Genomic DNA, 25,251 nt, shown 5'->3' with positions numbered 1-25,251 from the left:
GCATTATTCTTCTTTATTAACGGATTGCAGCTCCGCATTCGGTTTCCAATGCTGCGACCAACTTAGCGAATGCTTTGTTGATGTCTTCATCGACAAGCGTCGCTTCTGGATTCAGGAATGACATGGAGTAAGCCACCGATTTCTTACCGTCCTCGATGCCTTTGCCTTGATAGATGTCGAAAAGATGGACTTCCTTCAGGAATTTACCGCCGTTAGCTTTAATCGTACTGACGATCTGTTGATGTGTGACGGTCTCATTCACTAACAGAGCCACATCGCGGGTCACGCCAGGGAATTTAGGGATCGGTTGTTGCGTAATCACTTCTTTTGGTGCCGCAATGATCGCTTCGAAATCGATTTCGAAGGCATAGGTTTCCTTTAGGTCATAGGCATTTGCCGTAGCCGGATGGACCTGGCCGACATAACCGATGTAGACATCGCCCAAATAGACGGCAGCCGTTCTGCCCGGATGCATCCATTTCAGATCTTTGGCAGCTTCGAAACGGATGTGATCGCTCAGACCCATTGTTTCAAAATACCCATCCAATACGCCTTTGGCATGGTAAAAGTTGACAGGCTCCGCAGCCATCTGCCAATCTTTCTCGTAGGCCATCCCTGTCAGCACGCCAGCCAAACGTTCCGCTTCGATCGGCAGTACGCTGTCAGCAGACGGGAAAAAGACGCGGCCGATTTCGTAAAACTGGATATCCGTATTCTTGCGGGCAACGTTGTAAGCGGCGTTGTCCAAAAGCGTGCTCAACAAATTCATCCGCAGCGTGCTGCGGTCTTCGCTCATTGGCCAAGCCAAACGGATGCCTTCTTTGTCTTCGACTGCGTATTCCCGCGCTTTTTCAGCAGTAGTCAGCACGTAGCTGATATTTTGGGTAAGTCCTGCGCCCTCCATGAACCTTCTGGTGATGCGCATCGTGTGTTGTTTAGGCGTCAAAGCAGTCGGCAAAGCCGGTGTTATCGGCAATGTTTCCGGAAGATTATCATACCCGTAGATGCGCGCGACCTCTTCCAGGATGTCCGCATAAATGGTAATGTCCCATCTTCTTGGCGGTACCGAAACGGTGAAGGTTTCACCGTCAAACGTCGATACAAAGCCCAACTGGTTGAAGATGGCAGTCACTTCACCGCTGGAAATGGCAGTACCCAACGAACGGTTGATTTTTTCCAAAGTGATGACCACTTCTGTGTCCTTCACTTCCACCGTATCAACGGATGCCGTGCCGGCAACGATTGTGCCCCCCGCCAACTCATGGATCAGCTCTGCTGCATGTTGTCCGGCTGTGAGGATAGTCGCGACATTGATGCCCTTTTCGAAACGGGAACTGGATTCGCTGCGCAAGTTAAATTTCCCTGCTGTTTTGCGGATCAAAACTGGATTGAACAAAGCCGCTTCCAAAGCGACAGTCACGGTTCCATCCGTAATTTCTGAATCCAGACCGCCCATGACACCCGCCAAGGCAATCGGTGCAGTGCCGTTCGTGATGACGATGTTATCTGTGTCGAGCGTTCTTTCGACCCCATCCAGCGTCGCCATTGTTTCATTCGCTTTGGCACGGCGGACAACGATCTCCTTTGAACCGATTTTATCATAGTCGAATGCATGCAGCGGTTGGCCGTATTCCAACAGAATGTAATTCGTGATGTCGACAACGTTATTGATCGGACGGATGCCGCCGTTCATCAGCTTATTCTGAAGCCAAAGCGGACTTTCCGCGATTTTGACGTCTTTTATCACCTGGATATGGTAGGCAGGCGCATCGCTTGTATCCTCAACGGCTACTTTGATGTAATCCGCAACGGAACCTGTCTTTTCGGAAACATGGGCCTCCGGGAACTTCAGCTCTTTGTTGTAGATGGCCGCAACTTCATAGGCGGAGCCGCGCATGCTCAAAGCATCGGCGCGATTCGGCGTGATGTCGATGTCCAGGATCGCATCATCCAATTCCAACAAGTCAACGACTTCCGTTCCGGGAACCGCCTCAGCCGGCAGGACAAAAATACCGTCCGCATATTTTTTGGGCACGACACTTTCCGGGTAGCCCAATTCAGCAAGCGAACAGATCATACCGTTCGATTCTTGACCGCGCATTTTACCCTTTTTGATTTTCGCGTTGCCGGTGATCCGAGCGCCATGCAAAGCCACGATGACTTTCTGGTCGGCAGCCACATTCGGCGCGCCGCAGACAATCTGGATTGGTTCCTCAGCCCCGATATTCACTTGGCAGACATGCAGATGGTCCGAATCTGGATGGTCGATGACGGATAACGTTTCCCCAACGACGATTTTTGACAGGCCTTTGCCCGGATAGATGACGTCATCCACTTCGATGCCGGTACGGGACATTTTTTCTGCTAATTCATCCGGTGTTACGTCTGATAGATCTAAATATTCTTTTAACCATTTATAGGATACTTTCATTATGTTACTCCTTTACATCGAATTGACTTAAGAATCGGATATCATTTTGGTAGAAATGACGGATGTCATCCACACCATATTTCAACATCGCTACACGTTCTTGGCCTAGACCAAATGCGAACCCGGAGTATTTCGTAGAGTCGATCCCAGACATTTCCAGAACATTTGGATGGACAATACCTGAACCCAGGATTTCGATCCAGCCTGTTTGTTTGCAGACGTTGCAGCCGGACCCGCCGCACTTGAAGCAGCTGACATCAACTTCGACAGAAGGTTCCGTGAACGGGAAGTAGCTCGGACGCAAACGGATTTCGCGCTCTTCTCCGAACAATTTTTTGGCGAAAACGGCAAGCGTTCCTTTCAGATCCGCCAAGGTGATGTTTTCGCCGATGACCAATCCTTCAATCTGGTGGAATTGGTGTGAGTGGGTCGCGTCATCGCTGTCGCGGCGATAGACTTTCCCGGGACTGATCATCTTCAATGGCCCTTTAGAAAAGTCGTGTTTCTCCATCGTACGCGCCTGTACCGGCGACGTATGCGTACGCAGCAACAATTCGTCGGTGATATAGAAAGTGTCTTGCATATCGCGGGCCGGATGATCCTTCGGAAGATTCATCTTTTCGAAATTGTAACTGTCCTGTTCCACCTCTGGGCCATCAACAATCTTGTAGCCCATCCCAAGGAACAGGTCCTCGATTTCTTCATTAATCTGCGTCAAGACGTGTGTCGTGCCCTGCGCAATTTTTTTGCCGGGCAAGGTGACATCAATCGTTTCAGCCGCAATCTCGGCTTCCATCTTTTTGATTTCAAGTGTTTCCTTTTTTGATTGGATGGCTGCTTCGATATCATCGCGCAGTTCATTCGCTAAAGTTCCGATGACAGGACGCTCTTCAGGGCTCAGATCCTTCATCCCTCTCAAAGCCTCTGTGATTGGTCCTTTTTTCCCCAAGTAGGAAATGCGGACTTGATTCAATGCCTGCAGATCCTCTGCAGATTCAACTTGCTGTAAGGCATCTATACGTAACGTTTGTAATTTCGCTTTCAATTCCATGTTCTGTCCCCTTTTCTTAAAAAATGCAAAAAAATCCCATCCCCGGTAAGGGACGAGATTTTCGTGGTACCACCCTTGTTTCGTTGCAAGCAACGACACTTCATTTGTTTAACGGTAATAAACCGGAACTTTATTCATTGCACGCGGCAAATCCCAAAGTCAGCTCGGGGAGTGAAAAAACACAATCGGCTTCTATAAAGGCTCGCAGTCAATGGCCAATATTCCCTGAAAAAAGCTAAGATCGTGAAGGTTCCCTTCAACGCTTTTCGTATTCATTTTACTTACTTTGCCAGTTTACCCGGAAATGCCGTTTCCGTCAAGCTCGGATTCAGACCCACGCATCCGACCATGTTTGGATTTCCTTCATCACATTGTTCAAGGCTTTGCCTTTTTCGGACAATCCATACATCACTTTGATTGCCGCTGCAGGATTTTCGGTTCTTACAACAATTTTTTCATCTTCCAGCTCTTTTAAGCGTTCAACTAATACTCGATCACTGACATTAGGTATCTGCACGGCCAATTCTTTGAATCGTTTATCTCCGTCCATCAAGACTTCGATGATTAAGCCGGTCCATTTTTTTCCTAAAATAGAGAATGTTTTCTCAAACTTTGGACAAATACATTTTTTTACTTCCAGCATTTCATTCACAGCCTTCACCTCTTTGACCTATTATAAACACCCTCATTTCCCCTGTCAAAGGGAATGTGCCTTTTGTCACAAAATGTTTACAAAAAATAAGCATCCTGCCCCCGCACTCTGCACCATCTGAAGCTATTCCTCAGAAAAATGCTTGTGGCCGCCGCTTCGTTCCATCCGAAAAGGAATTAAATCACGAATGATATTCGTGAAGAATCCGGCAGCCAACTTGCAAGCGTACAAAAAGTTCATGTCTGTTTTCTATAATAGGATAGGAATTTCACAAAGGCAACACTTTTTCACATTTAAGTGAAAAAATAGCGTTTTTTTTTCATGATTTCTTCAGCCTACGAAGTGATAAAGAAGAATGCCTGCTGCAACTGCAACATTCAGGGACTCTGCTTCACCGAATATCGGAATGTACAGATTCTGATCCGTCAATGCCAATATTTTTTTTGAAACGCCATTCCCTTCGTTACCTAGTACCAACGCAACCGCATCAGTCGGGAAAACGGTCCGGTAATCTACAGCCGCTTCATTCAGTTCGGTTCCATAGACCGGGATACCGCTGCTCTTCAATTCCGGGATCAACTCCAGCAGATTGCCTCGATATATTGGCAGATGGAAATGGCTTCCTTGCATGGAACGCAACACTTTGTCATTGTAGAGATCCACCGACCCCTCCCCTAAAATGACCCCTGTATACCCGGCAGCATCCGCAGTTCGGATAATCGTGCCGACGTTTCCTGGATCCTGAACCTGATCCAATAGGATATATTTGCCTTTGTAATCTAATTTCGGAACGTCATCAGGAATCTGAACGATTGCAACGACTCCTTGTGGCGTCTCGGTCTGAGCCAGACTGGCAAGGATTTCCGGGGAAACGAGGATGATGTCCCTTTCCTCAATCGGCAGATCCGACTGTCGGAAAAAAGTTTCCGTCATTACAACTTCTTGAATGTCAGCTGCTGCCTTGATCGCCTCCTTCAAAAGATGCGTCCCCTCGATCAGATAAGCTTTCGCCTCTTTCCGGCCTTTAGCCGTTTGCAGCTTTTTCCACTGCTTTACTTTTTGATTTTTCATCGATAAAATCTTTTCCATTTTGTAACCCCTCAGTTCAACATATTCCCCATTATACCGCATCATCACCCTCATCGTTGCAAAAAAGAAGAGGAGAGATCAGGAAATCCTGATTTCTCCTCAAAAACTTATCTGTTTTTAGCCGCCGATGTAATTCACAGGGTTTACGACTGCACCATTTTCTTGCACTTCAAAATGCAAGTGGACGCCTGTTGAGCTTCCTGTCGTACCCATCACGCCAATTTGTTGCCCTTGGCTGACAGTCTGTCCTGGAGCCACCAGCAAGCCTGGTTGCATGTGGGCATATAATGTTTTGACGTTTACGCCATTGATTGTTCCGTGGTTGATGACAACATAATAACCGTAGCTTGCATGATAAGTAGCTGTCTCGACTGTACCGGATTGGGCTGCCGAGATTGCCCCGCTGCCTGCGATGTCAACGCCACGGTGGAATTCGATCGAACCGCCGAATGGCGAAACACGATTTCCGAAAGGAGAAGAAATATAACCGCTTGCCGGTCTCAAGAACCCGCTGGAATTAACTGAGTAGCTGGGTGATGTTGTTGTTGAAACAGATGCCGTCAAGTTGTTGGCTGCTGCCGCTGCTGCCGCTTCCGCTGCTGCGATGGCTGCTGCTTCTGCCTCAGCTGCTGCGATAGCTTCAGCCGTGATTCGGGCTTGTTCGGCTGCCATGTCATTGCTGATGGTTGCTGTTTGAGCAGCCAAGTCAGCTTTAGTTGATTCCAAGCCATTTTTCTCGACTTCGGTCAATTCGTAGTTCTCGATGACTTGTGCGATTTGGACGTCGATCTCTGCTTTTTGGGCTACGACATTATTTTTTGAAATCAAGATGTCTTGTTTCAATGCTTCCGCAGCAAGTTTTTCTTCTTCAACAGCCAATTTGCTGTCTTCAACTTTTTGCTGGTCCGCTTCCTGTTGTTCCACTATTTCCTTGTTTGCAGTCACGATCTTTGAAACGACCGTGATTTTGCCGACAAGATCGGAGAAGTCTTCTGAAGACAACAGGATTGACGCTATATCCGTAACGCCCGCATCCGTCTGGATATAGCGAGCTTGCGTATTTAATTTTTCGGTTCTTTGGTCGATGACTACTTGTAAAGCTTCGATTTCAGCCTGCAATTCCAAAATTTTTGATTCGATGGCAGCTAGTTTTTGCTCTTGATCCGCTAACCGGGTCATCAATTCATCCAATTGCGATTGAAGTTCATTTACTTTCGTTTCCAAGTTTGCTTTTTCGGATTCCAAAGTATTCAATGAATTTGATTTTTCATCAATCTGAGATTGAATCGTATTCGTTTCTAATTGCAAAGCATCTTTTTGTTGTTGCAATTCTTCTAATGTAGCCGCTTGAGCAGTAAATCCACCTGCAATCGGACTAAGCAATAAGATTGATGAGAACAACGCGATATGTTTTTTTCCCAATTATACTTCTCCTCCTGTTTCTTCTACGAGATGAAGTATATCAAAATTAAAATACCATTGCATGATAGAAATATGACAATTGTATTTCAATTTGTTACGGAAATCAAAAATTCTGAAATAATGCTCATATTTACACAATATCTTCCGAAGACAGCCACCGTTTGATTGTTCGCGCTTACAGCGCTATAATTGACCTGTACCAAGTGATGCCTCCGCTAACGCTCTTCCGGAGAGAAAGGAGCAAAAAAATGAAAATCGATCAAAAAGATTTGCACAAACCAGGTACGGATAACCTTCCTCCTGGCGTCTAGAAAGAAGTTGGCCCTCGGGGGGGAAAAATCACCGGCAGCAAGGAAGTTCATATTATTGAAGGACACAGACTTCCGCCTACCAACAAGGCCGGAAACAAATGGATCAAAAAAGACTGATTTACTGCTAAAAACTTATCATTTGGATGATACAGGCTGGAGGAAACTTGGCTTGCAGTTCAGAAAAGGACCGTGCAGCAAATGCCGCACAGTCCTTTTTTGACCGCTGCCTTATTTTGCCAACAGCTCTTTGATGATTTTGGAGACGAGCGCCTTGTCGGCTTTTCCGTCCAACACCTGCATTGAGAATTTCATCGCATCCTTCAGCGGCATTTCGGCTATGCCGTTTTCTGCCAAAAAGAAGCGAACTTCCTTTTCATCCATCATTTTAGGGACGTAAGCCTCCAAAATTGCCAATTTTTTCTGATTCTCTTCAATCAGATCCGTGCGCTCGACTTGCTTTGCAAAAGAGATTGCTTCATTGGTCTTTTTGATGTCCTTCAAGAAAACATGAATTTCCTCAGCTTCGGTCATTTCGCGCTTGTTGTCTATCACGAAAGAATCGTATTCCGTTTTGATCAGGCGTAGGACATCCGCCTTCAGAGTGTCTTTGTCTTTTCTTGCCTGGATAAAGTCCTTGTTCACTTTTTCTTTCAATGTCATGATTGCTGAACTCCTTTCGGTAATCAGGCATGGCTGCATCAATATTTATTCGCTGCAGCGGGCAACCTTCACTCCTCATTTTAAGGAAAAGAGACGGGATTGGCAAATCTCTGCTACCGGTTCCTGGTTTCGGATTGGTTGCAAACCTGAAAAAATATTGAAAACAGATGCTGTGTGTGGCGCTAAAACATTTTGAACGGTAAAATCACTACAAAGAAGATAAACTTTGTGCAGTAACAGTAACCCATTGTCATCGATTCTGAGAAAAGGGTGACGTCATGTCTAATTTTTGGGATTTTGAGTCGGACTTGCCAAGCGGGTTTGGGGTGGATACATTCAGTTCAACACATATTGGTGTCCTTGTTCTATCTGCAATCATCATCTTTTGGATAATCCAGATTTATCGCAAGCAGACTGACTTCGGACGATTAAGCATAAAAAGGACTATTTCCGCTTTACTAATTATGCTTTATTTTTCGCGTTGGATTTGGTCTGCCGTTTTTGGTGATTTCTCCTTCTTTGTGAGCACGCTTCTGCCTCTGCACCTTTGTAGCGTATCGGCAATAATGGGGACTGCCGCCGTTTTTACAAACAATCGACAGTTGAAAGAATTTTCGTACGGCATTGCTTTGCCGGGTGGGTTAGTTGCGATGGCAAACCCTAACCTTGGTCCCTATCCTCTTTTCAGCTTCTTTTTTGTCGAATACATTCTGACACACCTCTTGTTGGTCTTGCTCCCCTTGCTTTTTGTATTCGGCGATGGATTCCGTCCCGACATCAAAAGCTTACTGCATTCCATCTGGTTAGCAGCGCCTTTTGTCGTGACAGCTTTTTGGGTCAACCAAATAATCGGCAGCAATTACATGTTCCTGAACCATGTAGAAGAAGGAACAGTGCTTGTGCTTTTCGACAAATGGTTGGGAACACCCGGCTACCTTATTGCGGTATTCGGTTCCATCATCATCGCCTGGTTCATCTTTTACGCACCATGGGAGATTTTCAAAAGAAGGAATTTATCTGACCCCAGTCGGCCCAAATAAATTTACTAAAAAAAGGAATGCTGATTGAACAGCATTCCTTTTTTTTAACGCTACGAAACTATGAGCAATATGTTTATTTCAGCAATTCGTACATGGCATCTGCATAGATGGCGGTCGCCCGGAAAAGGTCATCCAAAGCGATAAATTCGTTCGCTTGGTGCATCGTATCGATGCTGTCGGGGAACATCGCGCCGTAAGCAACGCCGCGCTCCAACAGGCGCCCGTAGGTTCCGCCGCCGATTGATTGCTCATGTCCTTTCAGTCCGGTATGTTTTTCGTAGACAGCCAACAATGTTTTGACCAACGGATCATCAGCTGGCACGTAATGCGGCAATTTGCCATGTCCACCTTTTGCAATCGTCACGCCATAAGAAGCCAATGCTGCTTCCAACTTGATTTCGATGCCCTCTTCGGAAACACCTTGTGGATAACGGAAGTTCAAAGCCACTTCACCACCTGTAGTCGGTGTGAAAGTAAAGATGCCGGCATTCATGGTCAATTCGCCCATAATCGAATCCGTATAAGCCAGGTTCAATTTTTCTGCATCATGCTGTAGGTGGATGCGGTCCGCAATCAATTCCAGGAAAGTAGCCGCTTGTCCCCCGAAGTTGAATTTGTTCAGGAAAGTGGCAAGATAAGTGCCCGCATTCACGCCGGCAGCCGGATTCATGCCGTGAGCGGCTTTACCGATCAATTCGATCGTTACTTGTTCTCCCACCACAGAAATCGTTCCTTTGACCGGATTATTTTCAAGGAAGGCAGCAAATGCCTGTTCAATACGGTCGGCCTCTGGGCTGATGAATACGGCAGTCGCATCCTGAGGAACCATGTTTTCGCGCAGGCCGGCATCAAAGCTCAACAATGCGTTTTTGCCGCCTTTGTTGTCGCCCCTGAATTGGACCATGAAAGTCTGCATGCCCTTTTCACCGTTGATGATCGGGAACTCGGCATCCGGAGAAAAGCCGAAATCAGGTATCTGTTCATTCTCGAGATAATGGTCCATACACTTCCAGCCGCTCTCCTCGTCCGTCCCGATGATGACACGAACTTTCTTGGATATCGGTAGATTCAGGTCGCGGATGATCTTTAATGCATAATAGGCAGCCATCGTAGGCCCTTTATCATCGCTGGAACCGCGGGCGTAGATACGGTCATCGATGATGACAGGCACAAAAGGCTCTGTATCCCAGCCGGTTCCGGTAGGTACAACGTCGACGTGACCGAACACGCCCATCAATTCTTCGCCTTCACCGAATTCGATATGGCCGGCCAGATTGCCGACATTTTTCGTGATGAAACCGTCCCGCTCTCCGATCGCCAAAAAAGCTTCCAGAGCCTCTTTTGGGCCCGGTCCCACCGGGGCATCCGGGGTTATTTTCGAATCATCCCGCACACTGTCGATCCGCAATAACGTGAATAGATCCTCTAGCAGTTCCGTTTTTCTGGCTTCAACTTCTTTTTTCCAATTGATTTCCATGCGCACACATCCTAACTTAAAATATCATGCTATCATCATATCACTTTTGGCAAAATAACCAAATAAAAGGTTGTGATTTAGGCCCAACAAGCTGCAAAATTTTAGCTTTTTTTAATCGATTCCGGCAGATGTTCCCGCAATGCAGCCAGTTCTTCATCACGCAAGGGACGATAGTCGCCTTTCTCCAATTGATCGTCCAGACGCAGCGGTCCCATCGATAGGCGCTTCAGAAAAGTGACTTCTTTACCGCAGGCAAGAACCATTCGTTTCACCTGATGGAACTTGCCTTCTTTGATCGTGATCTCTACTTCCGACACGTTCTGTTCTTCATCATAGGAGAGCAGTTCCAGTTTTGCCGGCAAACACCGATAGCCATCCTCGAGAACAATGCCTTCTGAAAAAGCTCTTTGGTCCTCATCCGTCATCCGGCCGGCAACTTTTGCGAAATAGACCTTGTCCACATGCCGTTTCGGTGACAGCAGGAAATGCGCCAATTGGCCGTCATTCGTCAGCAGCAGTAGGCCTTCCGTATCCTTATCCAAACGGCCGACAGGGAAAAGTTCAAGCGCATGCAATTCGAACGCCAAAAGATCGATAACCGTCTTTTGGTGGTTATCCTCGGTTGCGCTGAGAACGCCCTGCGGCTTGTTCATCATCAGATACAGGAATTCCTGGTAGCTGACAGGCTCATCGCCGACAAGAATAACGTCCTTTTCGCTGTCCACTTTGGCTTCAGCTTTCGTTTCTACTTTTCCGTTGACCGTCACCCATTTCTTCTTCAGCAACACTTTGACTTCTTTTCTGGAACCGAATCCGGAATTCGACAGCAGTTTATCCAAACGCATATTTTTTCTCCCTAATAAACCAAAAAGCACCCACTGAGGCTGCTTTTCGGTTTTGTTTATTTTATTTGATGCGCATTTTTCTGCGCAGGCCGTTCGCTTTAGCACCCAAAATGTCATCAGCGATGCGCAATTTCAGCGTCAGGAACAAGTAAACAAACCCACCTACTGCCGCCACGATGGCGACAACCACCAATGCCGTCAATTTGCGGTCGATCGGAATGACCAGCATGCTGGCTTTCAAGGCGATGAACGCACAAGCCGTCATGATTAATGCGACTGCCAAAATTTTACCGGTTTTCCGTAATATATCAACCAACCCGAAATGGGTCAGGTGGTAGATTTTCCAACCGCTCAGAAGTACGGTCACGATGAATCCGATTGTTGTCGCAACCAATGCTCCTGCCGTATCAAACAAAGCCAGCATCGGGTACTGCATGATTGCTTTGACTACCAGTCCAACCAGCAGGTAAACAATCATTGTCTTATGTCGGCTCAAGGACTGCAAAATCGACCCCAGGACCGTGAACAGCCCTAAAACGATGCTCATCAGAGCGGATACCGCCAACAGCGTAGGCCCTACCGGATGAAGCGGGTAGAACACATTGTAGATTGGTTCGGAAACGACCATCATCCCCAAAGATGCCGGAAGCATGATGAAGGCGAACAATTGGATGATTTCCCTTACCTGACTCTGCAGCACTCGGAAATTTCCTTTCGTGAACTCAGCCGCTATCAAAGGCACCGCTGCTGTGGCCATTCCGACAGCCAACGAAACGATGATCATAATCAATTTGTCTGCGTTAAAACTGAACAATCCGAACAGATCTTCGATTTCTTTTCCTGAGTAATTCGTCAGGTTCTCCATCATCGGTTTGAACGTCACTTGATCTATCAACTTGGCGAAAGTGATGCCCGAGCCGATCAAGATGAAAGGAATCGATTCCTGCAGCATGCTCTTGATGGCCGCTGTCGTCTGGATGTTGCTGGAAGGTTCACTGTTCGCGATCAACGGTTGATATTCCGCCATTTTCTTTTTGTAATAAAAAAGCAGGATGATTGCCGCTACGATGGCACCCACAAACGCCGCGAACGTGGAATGCGCAACCGCAGTGGCGATGTTGCCATCCAGCAGTTGCATCACGATATAGGTGGCGCCTAAAATGTAGATTACCCTTCCGATTTGTTCGAACACTTGCGAAATCGCTGAAGGCACCATATCCTGGTAGCCCTGGAAAAAGCCGCGCATCAAGCTCATGGCTGGCACCAATAACAAGGCCGGAGCCAACGCCCGGATCACCAACGCACCGTCTTCAGGCGATGCAGCTGGGCTGTTTTCTGCAATCATCGGCGCGAGGCCGTACATCAAAGCGGCGCTGACGGCACCCGTCAAAAGCATGAAGAACATGCTCTTTTTGAAGATGTCGATGCCGGTGCGGTATTGATTTTTAGCATTGTATTGGGCCACCTGCTTGGACATCGCTGCAGGGAAGCCGGCAATCCCGATCGAAAGGAACAGCTGATAAGGCGTGTAACCTATCGAATAAAGAGCGTTGGCCGTATTGGCTGCATCTGTCGAGCCCATCAAGGCGTTCCATGGGATGATGTACAGAGCGCCGATCAGTCGGGAAAAAATGCTCCCGAAAGTCATCCAAAATGTGCCTTGCACCATCTTATTGTTTGTTGCTTCATTTGTTTCGTTGTCTTTTCTATCTGTTGACATGTGCAACCTGCTTTCTTGCTGATGAAATGAAAGTTAATAATACCATCACTCAAGTATTTTACCAAAAATCCACTTTTTTTCAATCTATAGTAGTCTTATTTTGCAAAATCCTAACAATTGTTGAATAATCCGCGATATCTTCTGACCGAACCTCTTATTATGAATGCGTTTCCATACCATCACCACAACGTTTATGGTAAAATATAAGTGTGCAATGGAACTGAGGCCATCCTTTTTTTCTCCCATTCAAAACCGCAGACACTCGGCTTTTAACACTGTCACATCAGCTTTTTCGCATAGGTCGTATCAGAAATGAGGAATAGAAATGAACACCTCAAGAAAGGCGTTCAGACGATTGTTTGGAGTCTTCCTTTCGTTCCTGCTTTTCTTCACCCTTTCGGTAACACCTGCTTTGGCTGCTACCTCGCAGATCATTTACCAAGGTTCCACATCCAATAAGGTTGTTGCCTTAACGTTTGATGATGGATCGGATGGATATAATATTCAGTTAATACTGAACGCATTATCAGCCAATAATGTCAAAGCCACTTTCTTCCTCACCGGCCAAGGTGCTGAAAATCATCCACAGGCAATCAAGAACATTGTTGCAGCTGGACATGATATCGGAAACCACTCCTATAATCATCCCGATTTTACAACCATATCGACATCCGAGATGACTAATCAAGTCAACTTGACTGAATCAATCATCAAAAACCTCACCGGCAAGAGTACAAAACCATTTTTCCGCGCTCCTTATGGATCTTATAACAGCACTATCCTACAAACCGTCGGAAACGCCGGATACACTTACACATTTCAATGGACCATCGATACACTTGACTGGACTGGAAACTCTGCCACTGACATCTACAACCGTGTCATCAACAACGTCGTACCGGGAGCCATCGTACTGATGCATGCCGGGTATGGTGCCAATGGGACTTCTACCGCATTGCCTAACATGATCAATCAGTTGCGTGCGATGGGCTACTCGTTTGTGACTCTCTCACAGCTGATGAACACCACAAGCACCCCGGGAACCGGAACCAGTTACACCGTTCAAGCTGGAGATACTCTTTATGCGATTGCTTTACGGTATGGCGTAACGGTCCAAGCGATTGTAACAGCAAATAATATCACCGATGCGAACCTGATTCGCGTTGGGCAAGTTCTGACGATTCCGGGAACGGGCACCCCGACAACACCTACTACTCCTACCACTCCTACGACCGGCACAAGTTACACGGTCAAAGCCGGGGATACGCTCTATGCCATTGCCTTGCGCTATGGCGTGACGGTCCAACAAATCGTTACCACCAATAACATCGCTAATGCCAGCCTCATCTATGTCGGACAGGTTCTGACGATTCCGGGAACAAGCACTCCAACGACTCCTACAACGCCGACAACTCCTACGACCGGCACAAGTTACACGGTCAAAGCCGGGGATACGCTCTATGCCATTGCCTTGCGCTATGGCGTGACGGTCCAACAAATCGTTACCGCCAATAACATCGCTAATGCCAGCCTCATCTATGTCGGACAGGTTCTGACGATTCCGGGAACAAGCACTCCAACGACTCCTACCACGCCGACAACTCCTACAACCGGAACGTCCTATACCGTCAAATCCGGGGACACTTTATATGCGATTGCGCTCCGCTATGGCGTGACCATCACGCAAATCGTGAACGCTAATGGCATCACCAATCCAAACCTTATCAGTGTGGGGCAAGTCTTGGTTATTCCTTAATCAAGCCGACAGAATATCAATTCAATGATCACATACAAAAAGAACGCACACCCAAATTTTGATAATTTAGGGTGTGCGTTCTTTTTGTTGTTTTTGAGTTTAATTCGCTACGACATTGACCAATTTACCTGGGATAGCGATGGTTTTTCTGACAGTTTTGCCTTCGATTCCCTCTTTGATGATACTGTTCTCCAATGCCATTGCAATCATGTCATCCTTAGAAATAGCGGATGGGACCATTTCTTTGGTCTTCACTTTTCCGTTGATTTGGAATACGACTTCAATTTCGTCTTCGACAAGGAAAGCTTCATCATAAGTCGGCCATGCAACATAAGAAATGCCTTCCGGTTTGCCTAGTTTCACCCAAAGCTCTTCGCCGAAGTGCGGTGCGATCGGCGCAAGCAATTGAATAAAGCCGGTAACGTATTCGAACGGCAATGCATCCACTTTGTAGGCTTCATTGATGAAGATCATCATTTGCGAGATGGCGGTATTAAAATGCAGGTTGTCATAATCCTCGGTTACCTTCTTGACTGTCTGATGGTAGACCTTATCCAACTCATGGGTATTGATGGTCGTAATGCGGTCCCGCATTTTGTCATTCTCATCCAGAAGCAGGCGCCAAATGCGATCCAGGAACTTGCGGCTGCCCTCGATGCCGCCTTCACTCCATGTCGAGGATGCATCCAGCGGTCCCATAAACATTTCGTACATGCGGAGCGTGTCTGCTCCATATTTTTCCACGATATCATCCGGATTGACAACATTTCCTTTGGATTTGGACATTTTTTCATTGTTTTCGCCCAATATCATGCCTTGGTTGTACAATTTTTGGAACGGCTCTTTCGTCGGAACGATACCGATATCGTAAAGGAATTTATGCCAGAAGCGCGCATACAACAGATGAAGCACCGCATGCTCGGCACCACCTATATACAAGTCGACGTTCTGCCAATAGTCCAGTCTTTCTTTTGAAGCAAGATCGTTGCGGTTATGCGGATCCATGAAGCGCAGGAAGTACCATGAGCTGCCAGCCCATTGCGGCATTGTGTTGGTTTCACGTCTGCCTTTCATTCCAGTCACCGGATCGACCACATTGACCCACTCATCGATGACGGCAAGCGGGGATTCCCCTGTGCCGCTCGGTTTCACCTGATCGGTCTTCGGCAATAACAACGGAAGTTCATTCTCAGGAACCGTTGTCGATGTGCCGTCTTCCCAGTGGATGACCGGGATCGGTTCTCCCCAGTATCTTTGTCTCGAAAACAACCAATCACGCAGACGATAGGAAATCACTTTTTCGCCCAGTCCGTTTTCGGACAACCATTCATTCATCTTCGCGATTGCGGTCGCTTTATCCAACCCGTTCAGGAATTCCGAGTTGATGTGCAATCCGTCTTCCGTGTAGGCTTCTTCTTCTACGTTTCCGCCTTCAAGGACCGGGATGATCTCCAAACCGAATGTTTTGGCAAACTCATAGTCACGGGTATCGTGTGCAGGAACTGCCATGATGGCGCCTGTACCGTATGTCGCCAGTACATAATCGGCGATCCAAATAGGGATTTCTTTGCCGTTCACAGGGTTGATCGCGTAAGCGCCAGTGAATACGCCAGTCTTTTCCTTTGCAAGCTCTGTGCGATCAAGATCGCTTTTCAGTGAAACGGAATCGATGTATGCTTCGACGGCTTCGGATTGCTGAGCTGTCATGATTTCTTTCACCAATGGCAATTCTGGGGCCATAACCGCATAGGTTGCCCCGTACAGTGTGTCCGGTCTAGTCGTGAAGACGGTGAATTCTTTGTCTGTATCTTTGATTTTGAAAGTGACGTTCGACCCTTCTGAACGTCCAATCCAGTTCCTTTGCATCTCTTTGATGCTTTCAGGCCAATCCACCAATTCAAGATCGTCCAGCAGACGCTCTGCATAGGCAGTTATTTTCAGCATCCATTGTCTCATCGGTTTACGGTAGACCGGATGGCCACCACGTTCGCTGACGCCATCGACGACTTCTTCGTTGGCAAGTACAGTCCCAAGAGCCGGACACCAGTTTACGGAAACTTCCGCTTCATAAGCCAATCCTTGTTCATACAATTTTGTGAAAATCCATTGCGTCCATTTGTAGTAGTTTGGATCAGTCGTGTTGATTTCCCGGCTCCAGTCATAGCTGAATCCCAGCGATTGGATCTGGCGCTTGAAAGTCTTGATATTGTGCTCAGTAAAATCAGCTGGATCATTACCAGTATCCAGCGCATATTGCTCAGCAGGCAAGCCAAAAGCATCCCAACCCATCGGATGCAATACGTTGAAACCTTGTGCACGTTTTGCGCGGGCAACAATATCCGTCGCTGTGTAGCCTTCCGGATGGCCTACATGCAAGCCTTGGCCGGATGGATAAGGAAACATGTCCAAAACATAATATTTCGGTTTCCCGCCTGCTTCGGTCGTTTTGAAGATGCGGTTGTCTGCCCAATATTTTTGCCATTTTTTCTCGATCGTTTTATGCGTATAACCCATTTCCAGCAACATCCTTTTCTTTTCATTCATCCAAACAGGCGATTGCCATAAAAAAAATCCCATAGGCAGCGTCCATCACTGGTTCTGCCTATAGGACGAATTTTTCGCGGTACCACCTATATTGAATGTCTTTGCATTCCTTATCATGCCTTTAACGCAGCGATGCGGTCCTGCTTACTAATGCTTTCAGCGGAACAACTCAAAGGCGAGTTCAAGAGGCTCTTTGTGCATTTTCACCACCCATGCACTCTCTTCAAAAAAGCGGCTCCCTACTATTCCTTCTCTATGTTTGTTTCAGTTATGAATTGACTCATGTGTTATTTTAACAAATAAAACGCATTTCATCAAGGCTTGATGCCTACCAAAACCGAGGCCTTTGTGACTTAGAGGCTGATGACCTGACCGACATAAATCACATTGGACGTGATTTCATTTGCTTCGATCAAAGCGGCTAAACTTACCCCGTTTTTCTTGGCGATGCTGTACAAAGTGTCGCCTTTTTGGACGGTATAAGTATTCGCGGATGACGCAGGCGCATTTACCGTGGGTGTTGAAGTTGTCTGCGTTGAAGTTGTCATTGCAGCCAATTTCAGTGATTGGTCCACAAAAATGATATCCGTGCTCAGACTGTTCCAAGTCTTAAGGTCGGCAACAGAAACGCCATTTGAGGATGCGATCTTATAGAGCGTATCCCCTTTTTGGACCGTGTACACTTTGTTCGTGACTGTCGGAACGGAGGGTGCCGTTACAGTAGGAGTCGTTACGACGTTGGAAGTATTACCAGCCGCGACAGTAGCCTTCACCTGCAACGATTGCCCCGGATAGATATAATCGGAACTCAGATTATTCAGTGCCTTTAGTGCTGTTACCGTCAAGCCGTTCGCATTCGCAATTTTAAAGAGCGTGTCGCCCGATGCAACTGTGATTGTACTCGTCGTAGTGGACGTCGTCGGCTGTGTAACGGTCGGTGCTGAGACTGTCGGGTTCGAAAGTGTCAACACCTGCCCTGGAACAATGACATCAGAAGTAAGTTTGTTCAGTGTTTTAAGCACCGCTACGCTCAATCCGTTCGCACTCGCCAATTTCCAAAGCGTATCTCCGGATGCCACCGTGATTGTGCTTCCTGTAGCCGGTGTTGCTGGAGTACTTGGTGTCGTCGGTTGCGTCGGTTGCGTCACAGTAGGCGTTGTCGTAGTTTGTTTAAGCAACAATGTTTGGCCCGGAACGATGACGTCACTTGTTAAATTATTCAGTGTCTTCAGTTCCGCTACGCTTAATCCATTGGCATTTGCGATTTTCCAGAGTGTGTCGCCCGATGCAACCGTCACGCTACCGTTTGCTGTTTCTGGAGTCACGCTAGGAGTTGTCGGGGTGGTTGGCGTAACCGCAGTATTGCTCTTCAAGAGCAATACTTGTCCAGTAACAATGGCATCACTTGTCAGGTTATTCAGTGTTTTTAATTGCGCAACCGTCAAGCCGTTCGCGGTCGCAATCTTCCACAGAGTATCTCCGGACACGACAACGACACTGCTGCCGGTCGCTGGAGTAGTAGGGGTTGTCGTTCCAGGTGTCACCGAAGTGGTTCCGTTGATGTAGTTCACTGGATTGACGACAGTCCCGTTTTCCTGCACCTCGAAATGCAGATGGACTCCGGTCGAGCTGCCGGTTGTTCCCATCACGCCGATTTTTTGGCCTTGGCTGACAGTCTGACCTACAGATACCGAAAGCCCTGATTGCATATGTGCATACAAGGTTTTGATGGTCACACCGTTGATTTTGCCGTGGTTGATGACGACGTAGTTGCCGTAGCTGTAATGATAAGTAGCGACTTCCACTACGCCCGCTTGTGCTGCGGAAATATTTCCGCTGCCCGCGATATCAATGCCCCGATGGAATTCCAAAGCACCGTTGATAGGCGAAGTTCGGTATCCGAAAGGTGACGAAATATATCCGCTGGCCGGTGTGATGAAGGCCCCTGTGACTGTGGTTCCGGTAGTTGGTGTAGTAATTCCCGCCGAAGTTCCCGTGGTTTTCAAGATTTGACCCGGATAAATCGCATCCGAAGTTAGGCTGTTAGCGTTCTTTAGTGCCGTAACAGTCATATTGTTCGCGTTCGCGATCGACCACAAAGTGTCACCCGTTTTCACAGTATAGGATTGGGCAGTCGTTTGTTCCGTATTGCTGCTTGACCCGTTTTCAGTCGTGTCCGGAGCAGGAATTGTCGATTTGCTTAATAGTAACTTTTGGCCCACGTAGATGGTATCGTTCGTCAACGTATTCAGACTCTTCAACTCGCTGATCGTCAAACCGTTCGCGATGGCAATTTTGTAAAGCGTATCGCCCGCGACTACAGTATAATCCGAAACTATCGTATCTGAAGGCGTTTCGGTTGGTGTCGATGGCGTGGTTGTATCTCCATCCACATCTTCCGCAGGCGTCTCTTCCTCGACTACGACACTTTCAGGCAGCACCAGACGGTCACCTACATAGATCATGTTGGAATTCAATTTATTCAGCGTCAATAGATCGACCAACGAAATCCCATATTTTTTAGCGATAGCATACAACGTATCGCCAGATTGGACAACATGGACGGCATCTCCCGCTTGGACTGGCGTTTCTGTGTCTTCAGTGTCCTCTGCAGGTTGACTTGGCGTCTCTTGTTCTGAAGTATCCTCTTCCGTATTTTCCGGTAGCTCCACAGTTGGTAGTTCTGGCGTTTCGCTCGGCGTATCGAAATCGACATTGCCAGCATCCGGTTCTTCAACCTCATCTTCAACGACAGGTATGTAGTTGTCATATTGATCTAATCCGTACTGGGCAATGATTCTGTTCAACTTGGTGCTGTATGCCGTGTCCGTCGCATAGCGGCCTGTCAGGTATGCAGTTGCGTCCTGATAGGTGGCTGCATTGCTCTTCCAAGCCCCAGCGTAATAAGTCGGATTCCAGCTTGTTCCGTTTGCCAGAAGGTCCGCATAATCCTGCAGTGATTCCGCATAGGAAGGATATTTTCTGAATTCAGCATTGATTGGGTAGTAGTTCTGTCCACCACTGTCTTCCAACGTATCCATGTTGACGGACTCGCCGTTGTAATTCCCTTTGATTCCGAACAGATTGTAGTTTGGAGCCGTCGATAAAGCGCTTGTTCCCCAGCCGCTTTCCAGGATAGCTTGCGCCATCATCACGGATGCATACAAATCATTTTGGGCAGCGATTACTGTCGCGGACGGAATGATCTGGTTCAAAAAGGGGTTAGTGGAATATACTTGTGTATCCGTTGTTCCAAGCGTAGTCGACTCTGCTGCCAAAACCAATTGGATTGGCTTCACGACAGTCGTCATAAACAACGATGTGCTCAACACCGCTACGCTGCGTTTCAATCTTTTATTCGTGGTGACAAAAGAATTGATCAGTTGTTCTGTTTTCTTTTGGTTGATGCGTTCGTTTCTGGATAACACCAAAATATACCACTCCCTGTATCTAAAAATACTGCCGGTGCGGCAGATAAAAATTCCTTGAATATTAATGATGACGCGGACATTTTAAAATTTTTTTAAGAAAATTATCCAACATGTCTATTATATGTTTGTTTTCCAAATTTTTGAATGGCTATCATAACCATATTTAATATTTAACAATTGAAATAAATCTGTAACAATCCTTTAAGTTATCAAAAAGTAAGCCTTTTCTTCTTTATCTGCCCGATAAATTTGACCCGAGCTATCAAATAGTCTACTGGCCAGCCAAAAATCATGATAAAATGAGGATGAGGTGAAAGTATTGACAAATCAATTTTTATACAGTGACACAAACAAACGCTACCACACTTGGAATTACCATCTGCAGCAACACTTCGGCGAAAAGATATTCAAAGTCGCCATCGATGGCGGTTTTGATTGCCCGAACCGGGATGGGACGGTCGCACACGGTGGCTGTACCTTCTGTACTGTTTCCGGATCCGGCGATTTCGCTCAGAGCCGCATCGATCCATTGCCCGTCCAATTACGCAAAGGCATCGATATGATGCATAAAAAATGGCCGAATGTCAAAAGTTATATCGCCTATTTTCAGAATTTCACAAATACGCACGCACCTGTCGATATCCTGCGCCACCGTTATGAGCAGGTCGTCAACGAGGAAGGTGTGGTCGGTATCATGATTGCGACACGTCCTGATTGCTTGCCGCCGGAAACAATCGCATATTTGGCTGAACTGAACAAGCGCTATTATATATGGGTGGAATTAGGACTTCAGACCATCCATGAAGAAACAAGCAAAATCATCAACCGGGCACATTCCTACGATACCTATTTGAAAGCAGTCGAAGAACTTCGTGCTCACAATATCCCGGTATGTACCCACCTCATTAACGGGCTTCCTGGAGAAACCCATGACATGATGATGGAGAGCGTCAACCGTGTTATCCTGGACTCGGATATCCAAGGAATCAAGATCCATTTACTTCATTTGATGAAAAACACCAAAATGCTCCGGGACTATCACCAAGGCAGACTAAGGTTATTGGAGAAGGACGAATATGTTGAACTCGTCTGCGATCAACTGGAAGTCATTCCCGATGAAATCGTCATCCATCGTATCACAGGAGACGCACCGCGGGACACCCTTGTCGGACCGATGTGGAGCCTGAAAAAATGGGAAGTCTTGAACGCAATTGATCACGAGCTGGAACGCCGCAGCACTTACCAAGGGATTTACAATATCAGGAATAAGGGTGAGGAACATGTTGTTGTCCGCAGTGGAATTCAGCCATAAGTTGCTGAAGGAAACAGTTTGTAAAGGAGATTGTGTTGTCGATGCCACAGTCGGAAACGGAAATGATACAGTCTTATTGGCTTCATTGGTCGGCCCCACAGGAAGCGTGATCGGTTTTGATATCCAGAAACAAGCAATAGAAAATACAAGGCAAAAACTAATGCTGACCGGTTTGTCGGACCGCGTCACCCTACTGCACCAAGGGCACGAAACTGTAGCTGACGTCCTTCCGGATAAATCCGAGATAGGCAGTGCAATTTTTAACTTGGGCTACCTGCCTGGGGGCGACAAAAGAGTCATTACCCACAAGGATACCACCCTCACTGCCGTCAATGCGTTACTGCCTAAATTGCGGATCGGCAGCTGTATCATTCTGGTTGTCTACAGCGGCCACCTTGGCGGGATGGAGGAGAAACAGGCCCTGCTTGATTATGTCAGCGGCTTGAATCAATCTTTATACAAAGTACTGCAATACGGCTTCATCAATCAAATCAATCATCCCCCATTCCTGATCGCCATCGAGAAAAAGAGAACACCCTATATGAAATAGAAAAAGGAAAGCGTTCCGGCAATATACCGAGCGCTTTCCTTTTTCAGTTGATCAATCTGTTTACTTTATTTTCCAGCTTGGACATATGCTAGCAAAGCTTCTTTTTTGTCCGTCTTCTCCCAAGTGAAGTCAGCATCGTCACGGCCAAAATGCCCGTAAGCAGCCGTCTTTTTAAAGATAGGACGACGCAGATTCAACATTTGGATGATGCCAGCTGGCGTCAGGTTGAAGTTTTTGCGTACCGCTTCTATCAAAGTGGCTTCCGGATATTCGCTAGTTCCAAACGTGTCGATCGCAATCGATACAGGTTCAGCAACGCCGATCGCGTATGCCAATTGGATTTCGCATTTTGTAGCTAAACCAGCTGCAACAATATTTTTCGCAATGTAACGAGCTGCATAACTTGCGGAACGGTCAACTTTTGTAGCGTCCTTACCTGAGAATGCACCGCCGCCATGACGCGCATACCCACCATAAGTATCAACAATGATTTTTCTGCCTGTCAGACCGGAATCCCCTTTTGGTCCTCCGATAACGAAGCGTCCAGTAGGATTGATGAAGTATTTGGTATCCGCATCCAGTAATGCATCATCGATGACTGCATGGATGACATGCTCCAAAATATCTTTTTTCAATTGTTCCAAAGTGACATTCTCATCATGTTGCGTGCTCAAAACGATCGTGTCCACACGTTTCGGTTTGCCGTCTTCATCATATTCCACTGTGACTTGCGTTTTTCCGTCTGGTCTTAAATATTCCAAAGTGCCGTCTTTGCGGACTTCTGATAAACGTTTCGCCAACTTGTGACTCAACGAAATTGGTAATGGCATCAGTTCTTCCGTTTCGTTTATCGCAAACCCGAACATCAAACCTTGGTCCCCTGCACCGATTTCATTGTAATCTGTAGTCACTGACTCTCTTCGTTCCAATGATTCGTTTACGCCGATTGCGATATCGTCGGATTGTTCGTCCAATGATACCATTACGGCCAAATTATCCGCATCGAAACCAAACTTCCCACGCGTATAACCAATTTCAGTTACTGTGTCGCGGACTATCTGTTGGATGTTTACGTATGCGCTTGTCGTGATTTCGCCAAAGACAACTACCAGCCCTGTCGTGACAATCGTTTCGCAAGCAACACGCGCGTTTGGATCAGCAGCTAACAGTGTATCCAAAATTGCATCGCTGATTTGATCAGCAATTTTATCCGGATGACCTTCCGTTACTGACTCTGAAGTAAATAATCTTTTTTCTACCATTTTTCATTCCCCCATTTTTTGGTTACAAGGCGTCTTCACATATTGTGAATCCTATCGGGATATTGCAATTAGCCTCTGAAATGCAACATACCTAATATACGCTATCATCATCAAAAAAGCAACAAAAAATAAGAGAATTTCATTTTTAAGTCTCAGAAGAAGCTTCAAAAAGTACTCATCTCAGTATTTTTGGGACTTTTTTTAATCCCACTGCACCTTGACATCACTGAGAGGTTAACCTATGATGAATTTGCGCAATATATATGAGATGCTTACCATCCCTTACCCACTATTTAAAGAAGGAAGAGACTATGCTGACAATAAAAAAACAATTCATGCACCTGATGAACCACACCTTTTTGGCGATGTTGACAGGCCCACTCACGCTGCTTCTTTTCGGAGCATTGCGAGGAATGTCCTTCAATGGACTCAACTATCTGCTACTTATTATGCTCTATCTTTTTCTGCTGTTCACCTATGCTTTGGAACGGTTACTATCAAAAAATGAACAAGCTGCTACAACACTACCATATAAAATGATCCTGATCTTAGGAACCCTCTCAATCGGATTGTTGACTATCATTTTTTATATATCGAACCTGATTTTTGCTGCTATTCTGTTGCTTTATCTTGTATACTCGATTCTGCAATTTTATCCTTACAGTATGACAAATACTTTTTACGAAATCCTGCTGAGGCCTTTCTTTAAGATATTCATCCTTTCATCTGTAACCTTTTTTTCTCAGGCAAACTTTATTCCGCTGCAACTGCAATACGAAGTGCTCCCATTGATTCTATTCCATATTTTCAGTTTGATACAGGTTCAGATCAAGAATACTGCAGGCAGTGAGCAGTCCACGTCATATTATCAACAACTGCTACTGAAGAACTCAAGCTTTTTGAGAATGACTACATTCCTGCTTGCCTACTCAACAGGAATCTTCCAAATAGTTCGTCTACAGAGTTCTTTATGGTCCATCCTCATATTTGGATTTTCTGTCCTCTTGGTTTACCCTTTGACCAAGAAAAGACTTCAAAGCGACCTCAGAATCGATCAATATCTTACCAACTATGGTTTTCTTTTCACACTGAGCTATTCGTTACTATTTTTTGTCTAAAAGAAACAGGCAGAGGCACCAGCCAAGATTGCTGGTGCCTCTGCCTGTTTGAGCATAAGAAAAGAGCACTCCAAAGAGTGCTCCATAATGATGACCCGTACGGGAATCGAACCCGTGTTACCGCCGTGAAAGGGCGGTGTCTTAACCGCTTGACCAACGGGCCATAAAAAATAGTAGAAATGGGCCTAAATGGACTCGAACCATCGACCTCACGCTTATCAGGCGTGCGCTCTAACCAGCTGAGCTATAGGCCCTTCAAAAGCGCATGCATGTTCCTGATTCATCAGAAAGCAATTGCGGGGACAGGACTTGAACCTGTGACCTCCGGGTTATGAGCCCGGCGAGCTGCCAACTGCTCCACCCCGCGATAGTAATATTATGCCCAGTGGGCCATGAAAATGATCCGTACGGGAATCGAACCCGTGTTACCGCCGTGAAAGGGCGGTGTCTTAACCGCTTGACCAACGGACCATAAGAGTTATTTTTTGATAAAGCTACGGAGAAGGAGGGATTTGAACCCTCGCGCCGCGTTAACGACCTACACCCTTAGCAGGGGCGCCTCTTCAGCCACTTGAGTACT

General features: G+C 46.5%; 17 protein-coding genes, 4 tRNA genes, 1 pseudogene, 1 riboswitch and 1 other annotated feature. Of the genes and pseudogenes, 6 read left to right on the top strand and 16 right to left on the bottom strand.

Going from position 1 to position 25,251, the window contains the following annotated elements:
• Positions 1-16: 16 nt before the first annotated feature.
• From pheT to ACTCCX_RS08980, 5 genes are all read right to left on the bottom strand, one after another.
• Entirely contained in the window at positions 17-2,431 is a 2,415-nt protein-coding gene (gene pheT / locus ACTCCX_RS09000; protein ID WP_463275679.1) for a phenylalanine--tRNA ligase subunit beta, read from the bottom strand.
• 4 nt (positions 2,432-2,435) lie between these two features.
• On the bottom strand, positions 2,436-3,482 hold the full coding sequence (gene pheS / locus ACTCCX_RS08995; RefSeq protein WP_463275678.1) for a phenylalanine--tRNA ligase subunit alpha: 1,047 nt from the start codon (positions 3,480-3,482) through the stop codon (positions 2,436-2,438).
• Positions 3,483-3,810: 328 nt separating this feature from the next.
• Entirely contained in the window at positions 3,811-4,125 is a 315-nt protein-coding gene (locus ACTCCX_RS08990; RefSeq protein ID WP_463275693.1) for a winged helix-turn-helix transcriptional regulator, read from the bottom strand.
• Between the two features lie 339 nt (positions 4,126-4,464).
• Complete coding sequence (locus ACTCCX_RS08985; protein ID WP_463275677.1) at positions 4,465-5,223, bottom strand: TrmH family RNA methyltransferase; 759 nt, start codon at positions 5,221-5,223, stop codon at positions 4,465-4,467.
• Positions 5,224-5,340: 117 nt separating this feature from the next.
• A complete protein-coding gene (locus tag ACTCCX_RS08980) occupies positions 5,341-6,645 on the bottom strand; it encodes a murein hydrolase activator EnvC family protein (protein WP_463275676.1) in 1,305 nt (434 codons plus the stop codon).
• A 326-nt stretch (positions 6,646-6,971) separates the two neighbouring features.
• On the opposite strand from ACTCCX_RS08980, the pseudogene ACTCCX_RS08975 reads away from it, so the two are divergent.
• Positions 6,972-7,073: pseudogene (locus tag ACTCCX_RS08975) on the top strand (YjzC family protein); the annotation flags it as partial.
• A 111-nt stretch (positions 7,074-7,184) separates the two neighbouring features.
• On the opposite strand, the gene ACTCCX_RS08970 reads toward ACTCCX_RS08975, so the two are convergent.
• The gene (locus tag ACTCCX_RS08970) at positions 7,185-7,616 is read right to left on the bottom strand and encodes a GatB/YqeY domain-containing protein (RefSeq protein ID WP_463275675.1); all 432 of its coding nucleotides are present in this window, start codon (positions 7,614-7,616) and stop codon (positions 7,185-7,187) included.
• A gap of 278 nt (positions 7,617-7,894) precedes the next feature.
• On the opposite strand from ACTCCX_RS08970, the gene ACTCCX_RS08965 reads away from it, so the two are divergent.
• Positions 7,895-8,656, top strand: coding sequence for a TMEM164-related integral membrane acyltransferase (locus ACTCCX_RS08965; protein WP_463275674.1), 762 nt, complete (start codon positions 7,895-7,897; stop codon positions 8,654-8,656).
• Positions 8,657-8,729: 73 nt separating this feature from the next.
• Here the strand turns inward: ACTCCX_RS08965 and pepV are convergent, their stop codons facing one another.
• The 3 genes from pepV to ACTCCX_RS08950 form a co-directional block, all read right to left on the bottom strand.
• On the bottom strand, positions 8,730-10,133 hold the full coding sequence (pepV, locus tag ACTCCX_RS08960; RefSeq protein ID WP_463275673.1) for a dipeptidase PepV: 1,404 nt from the start codon (positions 10,131-10,133) through the stop codon (positions 8,730-8,732).
• Between the two features lie 101 nt (positions 10,134-10,234).
• Positions 10,235-10,978, bottom strand: a complete 744-nt coding sequence (locus ACTCCX_RS08955; protein ID WP_463275672.1) for a pseudouridine synthase — start codon at positions 10,976-10,978, stop codon at positions 10,235-10,237.
• A gap of 61 nt (positions 10,979-11,039) precedes the next feature.
• Positions 11,040-12,698: a putative polysaccharide biosynthesis protein gene (locus ACTCCX_RS08950; RefSeq protein ID WP_463275671.1), complete on the bottom strand. Its 1,659-nt coding sequence runs from the start codon at positions 12,696-12,698 to the stop codon at positions 11,040-11,042.
• Positions 12,699-13,023: 325 nt separating this feature from the next.
• Between ACTCCX_RS08950 and ACTCCX_RS08945 the strand changes: the two genes are divergently transcribed.
• A complete protein-coding gene (locus ACTCCX_RS08945) occupies positions 13,024-14,454 on the top strand; it encodes a LysM peptidoglycan-binding domain-containing protein (RefSeq protein ID WP_463275670.1) in 1,431 nt (476 codons plus the stop codon).
• Positions 14,455-14,553: 99 nt separating this feature from the next.
• Here ACTCCX_RS08945 and leuS read toward each other — a convergent pair whose 3' ends face one another.
• A complete protein-coding gene (gene leuS, locus ACTCCX_RS08940) occupies positions 14,554-16,968 on the bottom strand; it encodes a leucine--tRNA ligase (RefSeq protein WP_463275669.1) in 2,415 nt (804 codons plus the stop codon).
• An 88-nt stretch (positions 16,969-17,056) separates the two neighbouring features.
• Positions 17,057-17,263 (bottom strand) — a binding site (T-box leader).
• 88 nt (positions 17,264-17,351) lie between these two features.
• A complete protein-coding gene (locus tag ACTCCX_RS08935) occupies positions 17,352-20,426 on the bottom strand; it encodes a LysM peptidoglycan-binding domain-containing protein (protein ID WP_463275692.1) in 3,075 nt (1,024 codons plus the stop codon).
• 322 nt (positions 20,427-20,748) lie between these two features.
• Between ACTCCX_RS08935 and mnmL the strand changes: the two genes are divergently transcribed.
• Entirely contained in the window at positions 20,749-21,741 is a 993-nt protein-coding gene (gene mnmL, locus ACTCCX_RS08930) for a tRNA modification radical SAM protein MnmL/YtqA (RefSeq protein ID WP_463275668.1), read from the top strand.
• On the top strand, positions 21,710-22,291 hold the full coding sequence (mnmM, locus tag ACTCCX_RS08925; RefSeq protein ID WP_463275667.1) for a tRNA 5-(aminomethyl)-2-thiouridylate-methyltransferase MnmM: 582 nt from the start codon (positions 21,710-21,712) through the stop codon (positions 22,289-22,291). The genes mnmL and mnmM overlap by 32 nt, the downstream gene beginning before the upstream one ends.
• 65 nt (positions 22,292-22,356) lie before the next feature.
• Here mnmM and metK read toward each other — a convergent pair whose 3' ends face one another.
• Positions 22,357-23,553: a methionine adenosyltransferase gene (gene metK / locus ACTCCX_RS08920; RefSeq protein WP_463275666.1), complete on the bottom strand. Its 1,197-nt coding sequence runs from the start codon at positions 23,551-23,553 to the stop codon at positions 22,357-22,359.
• Positions 23,551-23,626, bottom strand: a riboswitch (SMK box riboswitch). Its footprint overlaps the gene before it by 3 nt.
• A gap of 238 nt (positions 23,627-23,864) precedes the next feature.
• Here metK and ACTCCX_RS08915 point away from each other — a divergent pair.
• Positions 23,865-24,671: a hypothetical protein gene (locus ACTCCX_RS08915; protein WP_463275665.1), complete on the top strand. Its 807-nt coding sequence runs from the start codon at positions 23,865-23,867 to the stop codon at positions 24,669-24,671.
• 91 nt (positions 24,672-24,762) lie between these two features.
• Here ACTCCX_RS08915 and ACTCCX_RS08910 read toward each other — a convergent pair.
• From ACTCCX_RS08910 to ACTCCX_RS08895, 4 genes are all read right to left on the bottom strand, one after another.
• A tRNA-Glu gene (locus ACTCCX_RS08910) sits at positions 24,763-24,834 on the bottom strand.
• A gap of 17 nt (positions 24,835-24,851) precedes the next feature.
• Positions 24,852-24,925, bottom strand: a tRNA-Ile gene (locus ACTCCX_RS08905).
• A gap of 40 nt (positions 24,926-24,965) precedes the next feature.
• Positions 24,966-25,038 (bottom strand) — tRNA-Met (locus ACTCCX_RS08900).
• Positions 25,039-25,070: 32 nt separating this feature from the next.
• Positions 25,071-25,142, bottom strand: a tRNA-Glu gene (locus ACTCCX_RS08895).
• Positions 25,143-25,251: the final 109 nt, after the last annotated feature.

The organism is Trichococcus sp., from assembly GCF_055118575.1.
Note: the sequence above shows the minus strand (reverse complement) of the source record. Positions and strands in the feature narration are given on the sequence as shown.

Coding starts and splice junctions, on each gene's coding strand:
- pheT (WP_463275679.1), bottom strand. CDS start 2,431: ATGAAAGTATCCTATAAATGGTTAAAAGAATATTTAGATCTATCAGAC.
- pheS (WP_463275678.1), bottom strand. CDS start 3,482: ATGGAATTGAAAGCGAAATTACAAACGTTACGTATAGATGCCTTACAG.
- ACTCCX_RS08990 (WP_463275693.1), bottom strand. CDS start 4,125: ATGCTGGAAGTAAAAAAATGTATTTGTCCAAAGTTTGAGAAAACATTC.
- ACTCCX_RS08985 (WP_463275677.1), bottom strand. CDS start 5,223: ATGGAAAAGATTTTATCGATGAAAAATCAAAAAGTAAAGCAGTGGAAA.
- ACTCCX_RS08970 (WP_463275675.1), bottom strand. CDS start 7,616: ATGACATTGAAAGAAAAAGTGAACAAGGACTTTATCCAGGCAAGAAAA.
- ACTCCX_RS08965 (WP_463275674.1), top strand. CDS start 7,895: ATGTCTAATTTTTGGGATTTTGAGTCGGACTTGCCAAGCGGGTTTGGG.
- pepV (WP_463275673.1), bottom strand. CDS start 10,133: ATGGAAATCAATTGGAAAAAAGAAGTTGAAGCCAGAAAAACGGAACTG.
- ACTCCX_RS08955 (WP_463275672.1), bottom strand. CDS start 10,978: ATGCGTTTGGATAAACTGCTGTCGAATTCCGGATTCGGTTCCAGAAAA.
- ACTCCX_RS08950 (WP_463275671.1), bottom strand. CDS start 12,698: ATGTCAACAGATAGAAAAGACAACGAAACAAATGAAGCAACAAACAAT.
- ACTCCX_RS08945 (WP_463275670.1), top strand. CDS start 13,024: ATGAACACCTCAAGAAAGGCGTTCAGACGATTGTTTGGAGTCTTCCTT.
- leuS (WP_463275669.1), bottom strand. CDS start 16,968: ATGGGTTATACGCATAAAACGATCGAGAAAAAATGGCAAAAATATTGG.
- mnmM (WP_463275667.1), top strand. CDS start 21,710: ATGTTGTTGTCCGCAGTGGAATTCAGCCATAAGTTGCTGAAGGAAACA.
- metK (WP_463275666.1), bottom strand. CDS start 23,553: ATGGTAGAAAAAAGATTATTTACTTCAGAGTCAGTAACGGAAGGTCAT.
- ACTCCX_RS08915 (WP_463275665.1), top strand. CDS start 23,865: ATGCTGACAATAAAAAAACAATTCATGCACCTGATGAACCACACCTTT.